The organism is Actinokineospora sp. NPDC051303 (genome assembly GCF_055586285.1).
In genome coordinates this window covers 51,220-66,336 of the sequence record NZ_JBVJIN010000004.1, presented here as the reverse complement: position 1 = coordinate 66,336, position 15,117 = coordinate 51,220, and the positions used below count along the sequence as shown (strand labels likewise).

The 15,117-nt window shown below is 68.2% G+C and carries 20 protein-coding genes; 11 read left to right on the top strand and 9 right to left on the bottom strand.

Annotated features, from left to right (window positions below; genetic code table 11):
- Positions 1–4: 4 nt before the first annotated feature.
- The 3 genes from pucL to uraD are packed head-to-tail and all read right to left on the bottom strand — an operon-like array spanning position 5 to position 1,660.
- Positions 5–868 (bottom strand): factor-independent urate hydroxylase, encoded by an 864-nt coding sequence (pucL, locus tag ACZ6SD_RS04755; protein ID WP_465315548.1) that lies wholly within the window; start codon positions 866–868, stop codon positions 5–7.
- Between the two features lies 1 nt (position 869).
- Positions 870–1,184, bottom strand: coding sequence for a hydroxyisourate hydrolase (gene uraH, locus ACZ6SD_RS04750; protein WP_465315547.1), 315 nt, complete (start codon positions 1,182–1,184; stop codon positions 870–872).
- Complete coding sequence (uraD, locus tag ACZ6SD_RS04745) at positions 1,181–1,660, bottom strand: 2-oxo-4-hydroxy-4-carboxy-5-ureidoimidazoline decarboxylase (protein WP_465315546.1); 480 nt, start codon at positions 1,658–1,660, stop codon at positions 1,181–1,183. Before uraD ends, uraH begins: the two co-directional genes overlap by 4 nt.
- 124 nt (positions 1,661–1,784) lie before the next feature.
- Between uraD and ACZ6SD_RS04740 the strand changes: the two genes are divergently transcribed.
- Positions 1,785–3,239 carry a helix-turn-helix domain-containing protein gene (locus tag ACZ6SD_RS04740; RefSeq protein WP_465315545.1) on the top strand — a complete coding sequence of 485 codons (1,455 nt, stop codon included), beginning with the start codon at positions 1,785–1,787 and terminating at the stop codon, positions 3,237–3,239.
- A gap of 6 nt (positions 3,240–3,245) precedes the next feature.
- Here ACZ6SD_RS04740 and ACZ6SD_RS04735 read toward each other — a convergent pair whose 3' ends face one another.
- The 3 genes from ACZ6SD_RS04735 to ACZ6SD_RS04725 all read right to left on the bottom strand — a co-directional run bounded on the left by ACZ6SD_RS04735 (position 3,246) and on the right by ACZ6SD_RS04725 (position 7,846).
- Entirely contained in the window at positions 3,246–4,247 is a 1,002-nt protein-coding gene (locus ACZ6SD_RS04735; protein ID WP_465315544.1) for a YVTN family beta-propeller repeat protein, read from the bottom strand.
- 198 nt (positions 4,248–4,445) lie between these two features.
- Positions 4,446–6,611, bottom strand: a complete 2,166-nt coding sequence (locus tag ACZ6SD_RS04730) for a 3-hydroxyacyl-CoA dehydrogenase NAD-binding domain-containing protein (protein ID WP_465315543.1) — start codon at positions 6,609–6,611, stop codon at positions 4,446–4,448.
- Positions 6,612–6,631: 20 nt separating this feature from the next.
- Positions 6,632–7,846, bottom strand: coding sequence for an acetyl-CoA C-acetyltransferase (locus ACZ6SD_RS04725; protein WP_465315542.1), 1,215 nt, complete (start codon positions 7,844–7,846; stop codon positions 6,632–6,634).
- A gap of 158 nt (positions 7,847–8,004) precedes the next feature.
- Here ACZ6SD_RS04725 and ACZ6SD_RS04720 point away from each other — a divergent pair, with 158 nt between their 5' ends.
- Positions 8,005–9,201 (top strand): TetR/AcrR family transcriptional regulator, encoded by a 1,197-nt coding sequence (locus ACZ6SD_RS04720; RefSeq protein ID WP_465315541.1) that lies wholly within the window; start codon positions 8,005–8,007, stop codon positions 9,199–9,201.
- Here the strand turns inward: ACZ6SD_RS04720 and ACZ6SD_RS04715 are convergent.
- Positions 9,198–9,440 (bottom strand): hypothetical protein, encoded by a 243-nt coding sequence (locus tag ACZ6SD_RS04715; RefSeq protein WP_465315540.1) that lies wholly within the window; start codon positions 9,438–9,440, stop codon positions 9,198–9,200. The two genes, ACZ6SD_RS04720 and ACZ6SD_RS04715, sit on opposite strands and share 4 nt — an antisense overlap.
- 117 nt (positions 9,441–9,557) lie before the next feature.
- On the opposite strand from ACZ6SD_RS04715, the gene ACZ6SD_RS04710 reads away from it, so the two are divergent.
- The 9 genes from ACZ6SD_RS04710 (at position 9,558) to ACZ6SD_RS04670 (ending at position 14,195) form a co-directional block, all read left to right on the top strand.
- A complete protein-coding gene (locus ACZ6SD_RS04710; protein ID WP_465315539.1) occupies positions 9,558–10,400 on the top strand; it encodes a helix-turn-helix domain-containing protein in 843 nt (280 codons plus the stop codon).
- A gap of 1 nt (position 10,401) precedes the next feature.
- Positions 10,402–10,572, top strand: coding sequence for a DUF397 domain-containing protein (locus tag ACZ6SD_RS04705; RefSeq protein ID WP_465315538.1), 171 nt, complete (start codon positions 10,402–10,404; stop codon positions 10,570–10,572).
- A 94-nt stretch (positions 10,573–10,666) separates the two neighbouring features.
- On the top strand, positions 10,667–10,831 hold the full coding sequence (locus tag ACZ6SD_RS04700) for a DUF397 domain-containing protein (RefSeq protein ID WP_465315537.1): 165 nt from the start codon (positions 10,667–10,669) through the stop codon (positions 10,829–10,831).
- Between the two features lie 469 nt (positions 10,832–11,300).
- On the top strand, positions 11,301–11,777 hold the full coding sequence (locus tag ACZ6SD_RS04695; RefSeq protein WP_465315536.1) for a YbaB/EbfC family nucleoid-associated protein: 477 nt from the start codon (positions 11,301–11,303) through the stop codon (positions 11,775–11,777).
- 2 nt (positions 11,778–11,779) lie between these two features.
- On the top strand, positions 11,780–12,094 hold the full coding sequence (locus tag ACZ6SD_RS04690; RefSeq protein WP_465315535.1) for a type VII secretion target: 315 nt from the start codon (positions 11,780–11,782) through the stop codon (positions 12,092–12,094).
- Positions 12,091–12,792, top strand: a complete 702-nt coding sequence (locus ACZ6SD_RS04685) for a WXG100 family type VII secretion target (RefSeq protein ID WP_465315534.1) — start codon at positions 12,091–12,093, stop codon at positions 12,790–12,792. Before ACZ6SD_RS04690 ends, ACZ6SD_RS04685 begins: the two co-directional genes overlap by 4 nt.
- A gap of 8 nt (positions 12,793–12,800) precedes the next feature.
- Positions 12,801–13,463 (top strand): hypothetical protein, encoded by a 663-nt coding sequence (locus ACZ6SD_RS04680; RefSeq protein WP_465315533.1) that lies wholly within the window; start codon positions 12,801–12,803, stop codon positions 13,461–13,463.
- Complete coding sequence (locus ACZ6SD_RS04675) at positions 13,460–13,813, top strand: DUF6086 family protein (RefSeq protein WP_465315532.1); 354 nt, start codon at positions 13,460–13,462, stop codon at positions 13,811–13,813. Before ACZ6SD_RS04680 ends, ACZ6SD_RS04675 begins: the two co-directional genes overlap by 4 nt.
- A gap of 46 nt (positions 13,814–13,859) precedes the next feature.
- Entirely contained in the window at positions 13,860–14,195 is a 336-nt protein-coding gene (locus ACZ6SD_RS04670; protein WP_465315531.1) for a hypothetical protein, read from the top strand.
- Between the two features lie 40 nt (positions 14,196–14,235).
- On the opposite strand, the gene ACZ6SD_RS04665 is transcribed toward ACZ6SD_RS04670, so the two are convergent.
- Complete coding sequence (locus tag ACZ6SD_RS04665; protein ID WP_465315530.1) at positions 14,236–14,655, bottom strand: Imm1 family immunity protein; 420 nt, start codon at positions 14,653–14,655, stop codon at positions 14,236–14,238.
- A complete protein-coding gene (locus tag ACZ6SD_RS04660) occupies positions 14,655–15,104 on the bottom strand; it encodes a DddA-like double-stranded DNA deaminase toxin (protein ID WP_465315529.1) in 450 nt (149 codons plus the stop codon). The genes ACZ6SD_RS04665 and ACZ6SD_RS04660 overlap by 1 nt, the downstream gene beginning before the upstream one ends.
- Positions 15,105–15,117 lie beyond the last annotated feature (13 nt).

The window sequence follows — 15,117 nt, the reverse complement described above, 5'->3', positions numbered from 1 at the left end:
TCTCCTACCACCAAGCAAGACCGGGATCGGGCGCGTCAGCGCGATAGACCGTGCCCTCGATTAGCCCGTACGGTCGGTCGGCGGCAAAGAAGACCTCGCCCGGGTTGTCCAGACCGAACGGGGCCAGGTCGACCAGGAAGTGGTGCTTGTTCGGCAGCGCCAACCGGATCTCCACCAGGTCTTCGTCGCCGCTGAGGACGCGCTCGCCCATGGCGTGCAGGGTCTGTTGCAGCGACTTGCTGTAGGTGTCGGCGAACGCGGTGAGCAGCCGCTCCCTGGCCCACTCGAACGAGTCCGCCCAGTCCCGGGTCCCGGCGTCGCGGTGCCGCCACCGCGCGGTGACGGCGGTGGCGAGGATGCGGTCGGCCGTCTCAGGCAGCGAGGTGTACTGGTCGCGGCGGAACCCGCGGAACTCGGAGCCCGTGGTGTTGAGGACGGTCACGTCCGCCACCCCGGACACCAGGGTCGCGTTGTCGCCGTCGTAGGTGGCCGTGGCCGTCCGGGTGCCCGCGGCCTGGGCGAAGGAGTGGCCGGTCGCCGGGATGCGGTCCCAGGAGTACTGCTCGATCGCGACCCGCGCCCGGCTGACCGTGGGCGTGGTGTCCACGAAGTGGCGGGCCAGCCGCAGCGCGAAGTCCTCGATCTGCCCGACGCCGTCGCGGGCGAAGGCGTAGACGGTGTTCTTCTGCGTGTCGGTCGGCAGGACGCCGCTGTTGTCGCCGGTGAGGTGCGTGGCGGCGAGGTCACCGGCGAGCGTGGTGGTCACGTTGAGGTCGGTGACGACGTGCGTGTCGCCGCCGCGGTCGACCCGCACGAGCCGCGTCTCCGCCTTGCCGTACTGGTTGTCGCCAAGCTGGATCTCCGTCACCTCAACTCCCCCGGTAGGTGCTGTAGCCGAACGGACTGATCAGCAGTGGGACGTGATAGTGCCCGTCGGTGACGCGGAAAGCGACGACGACCTCCGGGTAGAACGCGTCCGGGCCGAGGTAGGCGCCGGTGTCGAAGACGAACCGGTGCTCGCCGGGCTGCGCTGTCCACCCCGAGATCCGCCCGTCGTCGTCGGTCCGCGCCTGGCCGACCGGGCGCCACTGGCCGTCGCGGCGCTCGTCGTGCCGGACGGCGACATCGGCGGCGGGCGTGCCGCGGCTGGTGTCGAGGATGTGCGTGGACAGGGTCGCGGTCATCGGCCCACCAGCTTGCGCAGCCGCAGTCCGACGATCTTCGCGAGTTCGGCGCGGACGATCTCGCGCTCGGCGGCCTCGTCGTTGCCCAGCCGCGCCCGCAGCGCGGACAGCACCTCCCCAGCCGACAACCCGGTGGCGCAGATGAGGAACACGTGCCCGAAGCGCTCCTCGTACCGGACGTTGCCCTCGACCAGTTCGGCCTGCACCCGCTCGTCGTCGGTGGCCGCGGCGGACTGCTCGGCGCGCGACCACGCGGCCTCCCGATCAGTCCCGGTCGCGCGCTCCCCGATGCGCGGGTGGGCGTCGATCGCCTCGCGCACGTCCGCCCAGTCCAAATCGGCCAAGACGTCGGCGGACACGCGTTCCAGCGTGTCGACAGAGGGGAAAGGCCCGCGCGCGGCAACCTCTGTCGCCCACCTCTTAGACGCGCAACAGGACAGCAGATCACCGACCTCTAGCGATAAGACAGCCGCCACAGACACTCCCCAATAAGACACCGGTTAGCACAGACCGGCCACGGGCGAAAGCCACAAAAGAACAGCCCCGCCCCCGCCTGTCTCTTGTAGGTTCCTCCAACCGGTCTACCACGGTGGAGGACTAGTGAACCTGCGGATGCTGCTGGACCACCCGGACCTCGACCTCGACGTCTTGGTCCCGCCGGAGAATCCCGACCGGCCGATCCGGTACGTCTACACCACCGACCTGCTGGACCCCAGCCGCTACCTGTCCGGCGGTGAACTGGTGCTGACCGGCCTGGTCTGGTGGCGCGAGCCGGGACAGGCGGAGCCGTTCGTCGCCGCGCTGGCCGCCGCCGGGGTCGCGGCGCTGGGCGCGGGCGCCGCCGAGCACCACGAGATCCCCGACGACGTCGTGCAGGCGTGCAGGCGGCACGGGGTGCCGCTGTTCGAGGTGCCCGCGCACGTGTCGTTCGCGGCGCTGACCGAGTACGTGGTGCTGGGCGCGGCCCGGGTCCGCGCCCGCGCGGGCGTGGGTGTCCCGGACCTGGGCACGGCGCTGGCCAACGCGTCGACGGCGCTGGACGCGGGCGTGTGGGTCTTGTCGCCTACCGGGCGGGTGGTAGCGGGCACTACGTCGGTCCCACCGATCGCCGTACGGCAGCTTCTTGCCCGCCGCTTCTTGGACGCGACACGCCTACCGGTCACCGTGCGCGGCCCTGGGCACCCGCCGCACACCGTCGCGGAGGGCTCGGTCACCGGGACCCGGGCGCTGGACTGGTTCCTCGCCACCCCCGGCGACCAGGCCGAGTGGACTTCGCACCAGCGGCACCTGATGGACATCCTGGCGGTCGCGGCGGCCACCGAACAGTCCGCCCAGCTCCCCACCCCGTCCGACCTGACGCCGGAAACCCTGCGCGCCGCCGGTCTCACCGACCCGGACGGCGTGTGCGCGGTGAGCGCGTCCGCCGACCGCGCGACACCAGAGATCGCCGCCGCCGTGCTGGCTGAACTCGCCGCGTCCCTGGGCGTCGTCTCCGTGCTCGGTGACACGGCCGACCCGACCGGGGAGGTGCGCGCGGCCTGGGGCGTCGACCGCAACCGCCGCGACCGCGTGCTGGACGAACTGGTCGACCTGATGCGACTCCTGGAGCCCGGTTTCGGCGACATCCGGTTCGCGCTCGGCATCGGCGGCCCCGTGGGCTTGGCGACCTCCCTCGACCAGGCCCGCAACGCCCGCCGGGTGGCCGAGCGCCGCGGCTGCCGCGCGGGCGTGCAGGACGGCGCCCGCCTCGGCGCTTTCCACACCCTGCTGGTCATGGTCCCCGACGACCAGCGCGCCGCCTTCCGCCGCTGGGTTCTGGGCCCGGTCATCGACTACGACGCCGAACACCAGTCCGACCTGCTGCGCACGCTGCGGGTGTTCCTGGCCTGCTCGGGGTCGTGGACGAAGGCGGCCGAGCAGTTGCACGTCCACGTCAACACCCTGCGCTACCGCATCGGCCGCGTCGAAGAACTAACCGGCCGCGACCTGTCGTCCCTCCCCGCCCAGGTGGACCTGCACCTGGCGCTGGAACTGGGCACGGCCGCCGACACCTGAGCCGGATCAGGAGGTGACGGCGATGCCCTCGGGGTTCACGCCCACCGGAACCGTGTTGACCACGGTGTTGGTGGTCGGGTCGATCATCGACATGGTGTGCGACCCGGTGTTGGTCACCAGGACGTAGCTGCCGTCGGGCATCACGGCCACCCCCTCGGGCTGGTCGCCGACCGGGATGGTGGCCACGACGTAGTGGCTCCTGGTGTCGATGACCGACACCGTGTCGGACATCTGGTTGGCGACGTAGACCATCCCGGACGGGGCCATCGCCACGCCGAGCGGGGCCTGCCCCACCGGGATCGACCCGAGCGCCGCGGCCGTGTAGGTGTTGATGACGGTGACCGAGTCGTCGCCGGTGTTGGCCACGTACCCGAGCCCGGTGCTCGGGTTCAGGTCGATTCCCGAGGGGTACAGCCCGACGGGGATGGTGTTGACCACGGTGTTCGTCCTGGTGTCGATCACCGTGACGCTCTTGCTGCCGTTGTTGGTCACGTAAACGCAGATGCCGCCGTGCCCGACCACGGGCGTGTGCGGGAACAGGCCGACCGGGATCGTCGTCATCAGGGTGTGCGTCGAGGTGTCGATGACGCTGACGGTGTTGGAGCCGAAGTTGGCGACGTAGGCCCGGTTCGACACGGGTCTGGAGGCGACGCCGAAGGGGTGCGAGCCCACCGGGATGGTGGCGACGACGGCAAGGTTTCTGGCGTCGATCACCGACAGCGTGTCGGCCGCCTCGTTGGTGACATAGACGCGGTCACCATAGAGGTTTACCGCGACGCCGACAGGCGTGTCCCCCACCGCCGGGACAGTTTTGGACTGTCCCAACCGGGTGTCGTAAGCGGTGACGTTATCCGAGCCGCTGTTAGCCACGAACACTTGCACTCTCGCCGGAAAGGGCCCCACTGCCTGTCCCTGTCCGGCGGGGACGGCCAAGGTCATTGTCGAGGCGACCAGCAGAGCGGCGGCGCGGCACAGGACGCGCCTGCGCAGCCGTGGTTCCGCGTGCATGCCGATTCCTCCTGGTCAGGATTCCGTTTAACGGTAATGTCCTAACCAGACGCCTTCCCTCGGAACTTCACAAGGATGAGGCGTAACTCGCCCCCGGTAGTGTGAGGGGCGTCCGTCCGCTTTGGAGGGTCCAACGGCAACGGCCGCCCGTCGCCGGAGCGACGGGCGGCCGTGTGCCGGGTGGTCGGGCCGTCGGGGTTACTCGAAGACCTCGCCCTTCTCGGCCTTCTCGACCAGGGACGCGGGCGGGGTGAACCGCTCGCCATAGCGCGCGGCCAGTTCCCGCGACCGTGCGACGAAGCCCGCGAGCCCGCCCGGGTAGCCGTTGATGTACTGGATCACGCCACCGGTCCAGGGCGGGAACCCGATGCCGAAGATGGAGCCGATGTTGGCGTCCGGCACGGTCCGCAGCACGCCTTCGTCAAAGCACTTGACGGTTTCCAGCGCCTCGGCGAACAGCATCCGCTCCTGCATGTCCACGAACGGGATGTCCGCCGACCCCGACCCGAACGCGTCCTTGAGCCCCGGCCACAGCCCGGTGCGCTTGCCCTCGTCGTCGTACTCGTAGAACCCGGCCCCCGACGAGCGGCCCTTGCGGTCGAACTCATCGATGAGCCGGTCGAGCACGCCTTCGGCCGGGTGCGTCGGCCAGACGCCGCCCGCGGCCTCGATGGCGGCCTTGGTCTCGTCGCGGATCTTGCGGGGCAGGGTGAGGGTCAGCTCGTCCAGCAGTTGCAGCGGCGGAGCCGGGTAGCCTGCCTGCGCGCCCGCCTGCTCGACCGACGCCGGGTGCGCGCCTTCGCCGACCATCGCCACGGCCTCGTTCATGAACGTGCCGATGACCCGGCTGGTGAAGAACCCGCGGCTGTCGTTGACCACGATCGGGGTCTTCTTGATTTGCAGCGCGTAGTCGAACGCCTTGGCCAGCGCGACGTCGCTGGTCTTCTCGCCGACGACGATCTCCAGCAGCGGCATCTTGTCGACCGGGGAGAAGAAGTGCAGGCCGATGAAGTCCTCCTGCCGCTTCACCCCTTCGGCGAGCTGGGTGATCGGCAGCGTCGAGGTGTTGGACCCGAGCAGCGCGTCCGGCGCCACCAGGTCTTCGATCTCCCCGAAGACCTTCTTCTTCAGCTCCGGGCTCTCGAACACGGCCTCCACGACCAGGTCCACACCAGCGACGTCGGCCGGGTCGGCGGTCGGGGTGATGCGCGCCAGCACCTCGTCGGCCTTGTCCTGGGTGAGCTTGCCCCGGGAGACGGCCTTGGCGAGGATCTTCTCCGAGTACGCCTTGCCCTTCTCGGCGGCCTCGATGGTGACGTCCTTGAGCACGACGTCGATGCCCGCCCGGGCGCTGGAGTAGGCGATGCCCGCGCCCATCATGCCCGCGCCGAGCACCGCGACCTTGCGGGCGGTGTACTGGGGCTGGCCAGCCGGGCGGCTGTTGCCCTTGTTGATGGCCTGGAGGTGGAAGAAGAACGCCGTGGTCATGTTCTTCGCGACCTGGCCGACCGCCAGGTTCACGAAGTACTGCGTCTCGATCTTGGCGGCGGTGTCGAAGTCGACCTGCGCGCCCTCGACCGCGGCGGCCAGGATGTTGCGCGGGGCGGGCATCGGCGCGCCCTTGAGCTGCTTGCGCAGGTTCGCCGGGAACGCGGGCAGGTTCGCCGCGAACGCCGGGGTAGACGGGGTGCCGCCGGGGATCTTGTAGCCCTTGACGTCCCAGGGCTGCTGCGCCTCCGGGTTGGCCTTGATCCACGCCTTCGCCGCCGCCAGCAGCTCCTCCGGGGTCGAGACCAGCTCGTCCACCAGGCCCAGTTCCTTCGCCTTCGCCGGCTTGTGCCGCTGGCCCTGGAGCAGCACGTTGAGCAGCGCGCCCTGGATGCCGAGCAGCCGCACGGTGCGGGTCACGCCGCCCGCGCCGGGCAGCAGGCCGAGGGTGACCTCGGGCAGGCCGATCTCGCTGCCCTTGACGTCGAGGGCGACGCGGTGGTGGGTGGCGAGGGCGATCTCGTAGCCGCCGCCGAGCGCGGCGCCGTTGATCGCCGCGACCACCGGCTTGCCCAGCGTCTCCAGTCGGCGCAGGTTCGCCTTGACCCCGTCGACGGACTCGGTCATCGCCGCCGCGTCCTCGGGGGCGGCCTTGATGAGCTGGTTGAGGTCGCCGCCCGCGAAGAAGGTCTTCTTGGCGGAGGCGATGACGACCCCGGTGATGCTGTCCTTCTCCGCTTCGAGCCGGTCGACGGTGGCCGCCAGCGACGCGCGGAAGGTGTCGTTCATCGTGTTGGCGGACTGGCCGGGGTCGTCCATCGTCAGGGTGACGATGCCGTCCGAGTCGGCAGCCCAGTTGATCATGTTCTCACTCATGTCAGGTCAGTCTCTCCGGCTCAGACTCGCTCGATGATGGTCGCGACGCCCATGCCGCCGCCGATGCACAGGGTGACCAGGCCGCGCCGCGCGCCGCGCCGCTCCAGCTCGTCCACGACGGTGCCGGTGATCATCGCGCCGGTGGCGCCGAGCGGGTGGCCCATGGCGATCGCGCCGCCGTTGACGTTGATCTTCTCGTGCGGGATGCGCAGGTCCTTCATGAACTTGAGCACCACCGCCGCGAACGCCTCGTTCAGCTCCCAGACGTCGATGTCCTCCGGCGTCAGACCCGCCAACGCGAGCGCCTTCTCCGCCGCCGGGGTCGGCCCGGTCAGCATGATGGTCGGCTCGGCTCCGGTCACCGCGGCCGAGACGATCCGGGCGCGCGGGGTGAGCCCGGCGGCGTTGCCCGCGGCCTCGTTGCCGATCAGGACAAGCGCCGCGCCGTCGACAATGCCGGACGAGTTCGCGGCCGTGTGCACGTGGTCGATCTTCTCGACCCAGTGGTACTTCTGGAGCGCCACCGCGTCGAAGCCGCCCATCTCGCCGATGCCCGCGAAGGACGGGTTGAGCTTGCCCAGACCCTCCACAGTGGACTCCGGGCGCATGTGCTCGTCGTGGTCGAGCAGGACGACGCCGTTGCGGTCGCGCACCGGCACGACCGACTTGGCGAAGTACCCCGCCGACCAGGCCGCGGCGGCGCGGCGCTGCGACTCGACGGCGTAGGTGTCGACGTCCTCGCGGGTGAAGCCCTCGGTGGTGGCGATCAGGTCGGCGCTGATGCCCTGCGGGACGAAGTAGGAGTCGTAGTTGGTCTCCGGGTCGTTGAACCACGCGCCGCCGTCGGAGCCCATCGGCACCCGCGACATGGACTCGACGCCACCGGCGATCATGAGCCGGTTCCAGCCGGAGCGGACCTTCTCGGCGGCGGTGTTGACCGCCTCCAGCCCGGACGCGCAGAACCGGTCGATCTGCAGACCGGCCACCGAGTCGGGCAGGCCCGCGGCGATGGCGGCGCTGCGCGGGATGACCGAGCCCTGGTCGCCGACCGGGGACACCACGCCCAGCACGATGTCGTCGATCGTGGCCGGGTCGAGGTCGGGGTGTCGGGCCGTGAGCTCGTGGATGAGCCCCACGACGAGCGAGATGGGCTTGACCCCGTGCAGCGAGCCGTTCTTCTTGCCGCGGCCACGCGGCGTGCGGATCGCCTCATAGATGAAGGCTTCGGTACTCACGCTCGTCCGGTCCTCTCCTGGGCTACGCAAAGTGAGATGGTACTGCTAATCGCCATTAACATCTTGCCCCGAATCCGCTGGTTGTCAACGCCTGGCGTCTCCCTTACGGTTGTTATGGCAGTCTCACGGACTGCGAGTGACCGCGAGGAGGCCGCCGGGTGACCGCCGAGATAAGTCGGCCTCGAAGACCACGCAACCGCAAGGCGCAGTTGGCCGAGGCCGCCGCCGAGCTGTTCGGCAGGCACGGCTACCACTCGGTGGGCGTCAACGACATCGCGGCGGCGGCGGGCATCACCGGCCCCGCCCTCTACCGGCACTTCCAGAACAAGCAGGACGTGCTGGGGTTTGTGCTGCTCACCGGGGTCGACAAGCTCGCGGAGCGGGTCCACGACGCGGTGTGCGCGACCGAGGACGCTCCGGAACGCGGCCTGCGGCCCCTGTTGCTGGCCGCGGCGGAGGTATCGATCGAGCAGCGCGCGTTGACGGCGCTGTGGCGTTGGCAGGGCCGCCACCTGCACCCTGGCGACCAGAAGGAGATCCGGCGGCGGGCGGGCGCGCTGCTGGGCCGGTGGCTGACCGGCTTGCGCGGTTTGCGCCCGGAGTTGGACGCGGGCGAGGCCGACCTGGTGTGCTTCGCGGCGTTGAGCGTGTTCGGCAGCGTCGGCGACCACCACGCCACCCTCCCCCGCGACGAGTTCGCCGCCCTGCTCGCCCGGCTCGGCGAGGCGGTCGTCCGCGCGCCGCTGCCCGAGCCGAGCGCCGCGCCCGCGTGGCGGGTCCGCGCGCAGGCGCAGCCGACCCGCCGCGAGGAGTTGCTCTCCGCCGCCACCCGCCTGTTCCGCGAGCGCGGGTTCCACGCGGTGAGCATGGAGGACATCGGCGCGGCGACGGGCATCGCGGGCCCGAGCATCTACCGGCACTTCGCGAGCAAGACGGATATTTTGCTGGCCGCGAGCCGCCGCATGGCCGACCGCCTGACCCTGGGGCTGGAGGATTCCCTTGCCGCCGCGTCCGATCCCGAGGACGCCTTGCGGCGCCTAGCTCGGTCCTATGTGGACACGGTGTTGCGCTCGGACGACTTGATCGCCGTGTATGCCAGCGAGTTGGCCAACCTTCCCGAACGCGACGGCAAGGAATTGCGGCGACTGCAACGCGGTTACGTCGCCGAATGGGTCCGCCTTCTGCGGGAACTCACCCCCGCGCTGTCGGAATCCGCCGCGCGGATAGCGGTGCAATGCGCGCTTACCATCGTCAACGACATTCCGCGCACGCGACGGTTCAGCGCGCGGCCCAACCTTCCGGCGGAACTGACCGCGTTGGCGGTTTCCGTGGTTCGGGAAGCCGCGCGCGGTTAGGTGGCGATGGTCAGGCGCGCCTTGGCGTGCTCGGCGTTCTCTTCCTGCAACTCTTGCAGTGCGCCTTCGGCCACCGTGATGAAGCGCCGTAGGCTCTCGGCGTCGAAGTCGAACTCGAACCCTTCGCCGCGAGATCCGCCGAGCAGGAAACTCACGTCGTCCAAGGTGGAGATCTGGTAGGTGATGTCGCAGTCCTTCTCGATGCGCAGCCACAGTCCGGCTCGCAGATCGCTGATCACAGGTTTTCGCCTTCCGGTAGTCTTTGCTCTGGTGTTACGGGGTTGCCCGCCCGATGCGACCAAAGCTAGGCCCTTGTCCGCAGTGACAGAAAGCGCGAAACGGGAGAGTGCATCGACATGGGTGGAAAACACCGGCCAGGAAACCCGAGAGACCGGGCTCTGGGGTCCGATCTGCGGGCCATCAGGGAGCGGCTTGGGCTCAGCTTGTCGCAGGTCGGCGGCAGGTTGAAGATGCATGAGGCGACGCTGAGCAGGTTGGAGCGCGGCCAGCGGCATATTTCATCCGAAACGGTGATGGCCTTGGCCATCATCTACGACCTCCCCTTGGAGAAGCGGGAGGAACTGGTGTCGCGCGCCAAGCAGCCGTCGACCCTGGGATGGTGGGACCGCCCACCAGCAGGCGTGTCGACTGAGCTAGGAGCACTGGCCTCATACGAACACGAGGCCACCCGGATGACCGACTGGAGCCCTGGCATCATCCCCGGACTACTCCAGACTCCGGAGTACGCCGAAGCGGTCATGCGCGAGTGGGGAGTGCCGGAGAACGCCCTCCATGTCCGTCTTGGCGCCCGCAGGCAGCGGCAAGAGTTGCTTGCCCGCCGCCACGTCGACTACACAGCGCTCATCGGACTCGCTGCGCTGTCCAACCAACTGTGCGACAGGGAAGCCTTCGCCACCCAACTACGCCACTTGGTGCGCATGTCCCGCCAAGAAGGCGTCGAAGTGCGGATAGTCGAACAACCGACCGCTCTGGCCATGGGCGGCTGGTACCTCATGACGTTCGAGCAAGCAGGACCCGCAGTGCTTGTCGAGCACCACGAGTCATCGACCTTCCTCTTCGATGAGGAGACCGCCCCCTACATCGCGGCCAAGCGCAGACTGACCAGTCTGGCTCTGTCAGTGCGGGCAACGCAAGATAGGCTCGAAGCCGAGATCGAACGAGTGCTCATCGGAGGATGAAGTGCAGCACGACCCCTTGCGCTACAAGAAGTCCAGCCGCTCCGGCGGCAACTCCAACTGCGTCGAAGTAGCGCACACCCTCACCCACCTACGCGACAGCAAAAACCCCACAGGCCCCGCGCTGCGCGCTGACGCCCACCGCCTGATCCACCACATCCGCACCACCCACTAACCCCCGAATGCCCGCTCCCCAGCGAAGGCCGCCTCCACTACGTTCAACGCGGTGAAGGCGGCCTTCACTGACTTCCACACCTCCAGGAGCCTCCATGCCCCCCTTGCGCTACAAGAAATCCACCCACTCCGGCGTCAACTCCGACTGCGTCGAAGTAGCCCACACCCTCACCCACCTCCGCGACAGCAAAAACCCCACCGGCCCCACCCTCCGCGCCGACGCCCGCCACCTGATCCACCACCTCCGCACCACCAGGTAACCCTCACCGCGAAGTCGGCGCGGACTCACGGGGCAGTCGCGGGTTGGATATCGCAGTAGGGGTAAAGCGCGGTACGCGCGTTGTCAGCGGCCTCGGGCAGGTGCCACCGCGCGGTGACCCAGTTTTCCCTGCCGGGATTCGCGCACCCGCCCCCCAGGGTGCCGCTGCTGTCCCGAAACAACGCGACCGGAGCCCACCCCACCAGCGGACGACAACTTGTCGACGCCGTCACGAAGCGAATCTGATCTTCGTCTGACAGTCATCGGCCAAGGCGTGAACCGCCTCAGTGCCCGGCCCGCGAACTCATACTCATCCACCTCGCGCACCGTGCCCGAAGCTCTACCTATCTCGATGTTTCGGGAGCCTCGAACCCGCGTTTCGTCCTGCCGCGTTTTGCTGTCAGCGGTGTCCTTGGCCCGCTACACCCCCTGCTCGACGCAGGGCAGACCGTGAGGTGAAGCGGGGGGACATGGGCGGGGACATCCTTGATCCGGAGGGCGCCCGTGAGCGTTTGGCGGCGTGGCAGGGGCGGATCGACAAGTTGGCCTCGGACACCCAGGCGATGAGTGATCGGTTGCGGGAAGTGCGGGTCACGGTGGGTGATCCGGGCGGGTTGGTCGAGGTCACGGTGGATTCGACTGGCTCGTTGGTGGATTTGCGGTTGACCGATCGGATCGGGCGAGCGGCTCCGTCCGTGGTCGCGGGGACGATCATGGCCACGCTGGGCGAGGCACGGAGTCGGGTGGCGGACCGGTCGCAGGAGATCGTGGCGGAGACGGTGGGCGCGGAGTCTCCGGCGGGGCGGGCGATCGCGGAGAGTTTCGGGCGGTTGCGCGGCGGGCAAGCCCCGGAACCCTTCTCCAGCCCCGTTTCTGATTCTGGCGGCTCTGCTGACGGTGCGGACGACGAGGGTTATGACGTGCGGTCGGATCTGGGGCGGTGGTGAGTGTGGCTGAGGGGTTCGACGTCGATGTCGAGCAGATGCGGGCGCATGCGGGCAACCTGGACGCGATCAAGGCCCGGTTCGGGGCGGTGCGGTCGGCCAGTGCGCATATCGCGGGGGACGAGCGGGCTTATGGGGTGTTGTGCGGGTGGATTTCCGGTGTGTTGGAGGACAAGCACGCCCGGCAGGACGAGTTGATCGCGTACGTGGAGGAGAACCTGGCGTTGGCCGCGGAGTCGTTGCGCGCTGGCGCTGAGGCGTACGCGGCGGTGGAGGACACCAACACCGGGTTGATCGGCTCGGCGGGTGGTGGGCTGTGACTGACGGCTCGTTGGTGGCCCCGGTTGAGTCGTCGCGGGAGGCGTGGACGGGCTCGGGGCTCGCGGACAGCATCGAGGGGCTGGTCGACGCGATCAAGTCCGAGGGCTGGGTCGATGACGTGTTGGCCGGGGCGGGATTGGCCGTGGAGGTCGCCGCGTCGGCGCTGGACCCGATCAGCGCGTTGCTGGCCAACGGGCTCGGTTGGGCGATGGAGTACTTCGACCCGCTGCGCGAGATGCTCGACGAGTTGACCGGGATGCCCGACGTGGTCGCCTCCCACGCCGCGACATGGAACAACATGGCCACCGAGTTGCACGCCATGGCCACCGACCTGGGCGCCAGCCTGGCCGAGGACCTGCCCGACTGGAACGGTCGGGCAGCGGAGGCCTACCAGGCGATGATGGCCCACAACGTCGAGGCCATCGGCGGGTTGGCGGCGATCTCCGCGGCGATGTCCGCGGCCACCGAGGGCGCCGGGGGCCTGGTCGAGATGACCCGCGAGATCGTGCGGGACCTGATCGCGGACCTGGTGGCACGGGTGATCGTGTGGGCGGCCGAAGCGATCTTCGTGGTCACCATCCCGGTGGTCGCCGCCCAAATCGTCGCCGCGGTCGTCAAGTGGGCTGGACGCATCCTCACCTACACCACGGCCCTGGTCACCAGCCTGACCAACCTCACCAAACTCCTCAACGGATAGCGGCGACCATGGCGAAACTCCTCGCGATCCTCGCGCTCCTCATCCGCTTCGCCCTACACAACAAGAAGCCCGGTGGCGACAGCCCCGGCAACGCCGCCAAGCCCGGCGGCAAGCCTGTGCAACCCGCCACCGGGGTGACGAGCGCCCTGGATAACACTCAAGGCATCGCCGAGCGCGGCAGGTCGGGCAGCGCTGGAGGCCGCGGCGGCGGGCATGGGGGCGACCGCGAGGGCGGGCAACCTCAACCGCACAACCCGGCCGAGCCGCCACCGGGTGTCACGTTTGACGACCCGAGGCGCCCGAACCTTGGCAGTGACGGCAAGTACTACATCAGGGACGGCGTGGATCACGATGTCCCCATCGATGAGCCGGGCAATGTCTCGCGGACGATCACGGACATCGACCGGCCCGAGGACGGCGTGCTGTGGGAAGAGAAGTCCGCGACCACCGCGGGCGACGTCGACAAGTGGGTGAGCAAGCAGGTCACCAAAAAGATCGAGTCGTACATCGAGGCGCGCCAGCACATCGCGGGCTACGAGCAGGCGCCGGTCGGCATCGAGTTCACCAAGGCGGGGGCCGACCCGGCGTTCCGGGCCGCCGTGGAGAAGGCGATCGCAGACCTTCGGGTCAAGCATCCAGACGTGACCATCTTGGTAAAGTGGGCAGAATGAGCTACGTATTCGATATCGGCGACGACACGGTGTGGAGCCCCTCGCTGCAAGTGGGCGACCTCTATGTTCGTTTTCTGCGAGAAGCCGCGGAGACGCTGGGGCTTCCGACCGGTCTGACGGCGATCGCGTCGGACATGTACGAGATCGACATCGATCTGTACGAGAACCTCGTGAAGAAGCTGTTCACGACCTATTTCTCCAGCGGCCACCCGGTGCTGCGCGGCCTGGTCGGAGCCATCCTGGCCCCGTCAGTGGTGGTCCTTGAGCGCGGCGGAAGGCCACTGAGCCCCGGTTCACTGGAGGAAAGGGAGTACATCGATCAGGCACGCGGCTTGTCGATGGCCAGATGACCGCGCAAGTCAGCCGCTGCTCCGGCGTTCTCGTCATTGCTCCGATATGAGGTACTCAGAACCCGAGCCGATCAGCCCCGAGGAGTTCCAAGCGGTTCTTAAGTCCGGCCAAGGACAGGCGATCGCCAAGGCGCTTGTGGGGTTGGCGTGCTATTCGCCGGACTGGCGATGGGTGCAGGAAACCTGCCTCACCCTCCTTGATCACCCCGACCCCGGTGTTCGGGCGGTCGCCATAACGTGTCTGGGGCATGTGGCACGTATTCACGGCGAACTAGACAAGACCCGAGTCGTCCCGCGGTTGCAAGCACTCGTCCAGGACCCAAACCTCGGCGGCAGGGCTGAGGACGCCCTTGAAGACATCGCCACTTTCGCCGGGCGCTGAACCGGGCCGCCAGGCCGACGAACGCGACCAGGGTAGATACTCACTCGAACATCGACTCGATTTCCGCGGCACCCTTCCACCGAAGACAAGCGGGACGCTCACCGGTCGCCATAAACTCGGCAAGGGCCGCGTAAACAGTTTCCACATGAACTTCCGCACCCGGAGGCACCGGCGTGTCGTGCAGTCCAGCCAGATGGTAGGTCTGCCAAGCGGCATTACCCCCTTCCGCGGGCACCAACCGCGCAGACTCGTCCACCCACATCAACGCACCGATTTCGTTGTGCACCCCCACCTTCAACGTCCTCTCCCCACCCGGCGAGTCGACAGAACCCGCGCTGACCGCCCACATCCAGGGGATTTCAACACCGTCCTCGTTCAACTGCCGAATCGCCGCCACCAAGTCGACGTCAGCGGGAATCCGGTCAACATGCAGGAATGGAAGCTCAATAATAACGCTCATCACACCGCCTTACCCTGATAGACTCTCTTGAAGGGATTTCCACCCGCGTCCGTTCCTAGCACCGTCAGCGTAGACCCACAGGGAATAAAGTCGGAAAGAACCCAATGACACCCCTTTGCCATTCCCGGTTCCGACCCACAAGGCGCGTGATTGATCGTGACTTTCGCGGACCTTCCGCCGGATTTGACCATCATGACGACGGCTTTCATCTCGACGTGGTTGAGCACGAACTCGGCATCCCTTTCGATCTTCAACAGCCTGGCTCGCTTGGCGACCTCCATCGTCCACGGGTCCTGGGTCGTCGCCGACATCTCACCGTAGGACCTCCCATCGATCTCCACCACGCCCGTCATCGGCGAGTTGCGCTTGCCCCGGCGCACCCTGGGCGAAAGATCATCGGAGTACGGCAGCGCGTCCTCGGGGTAGCGGTCACCATGCCGGTTCACCACTTCCGGCAAACCC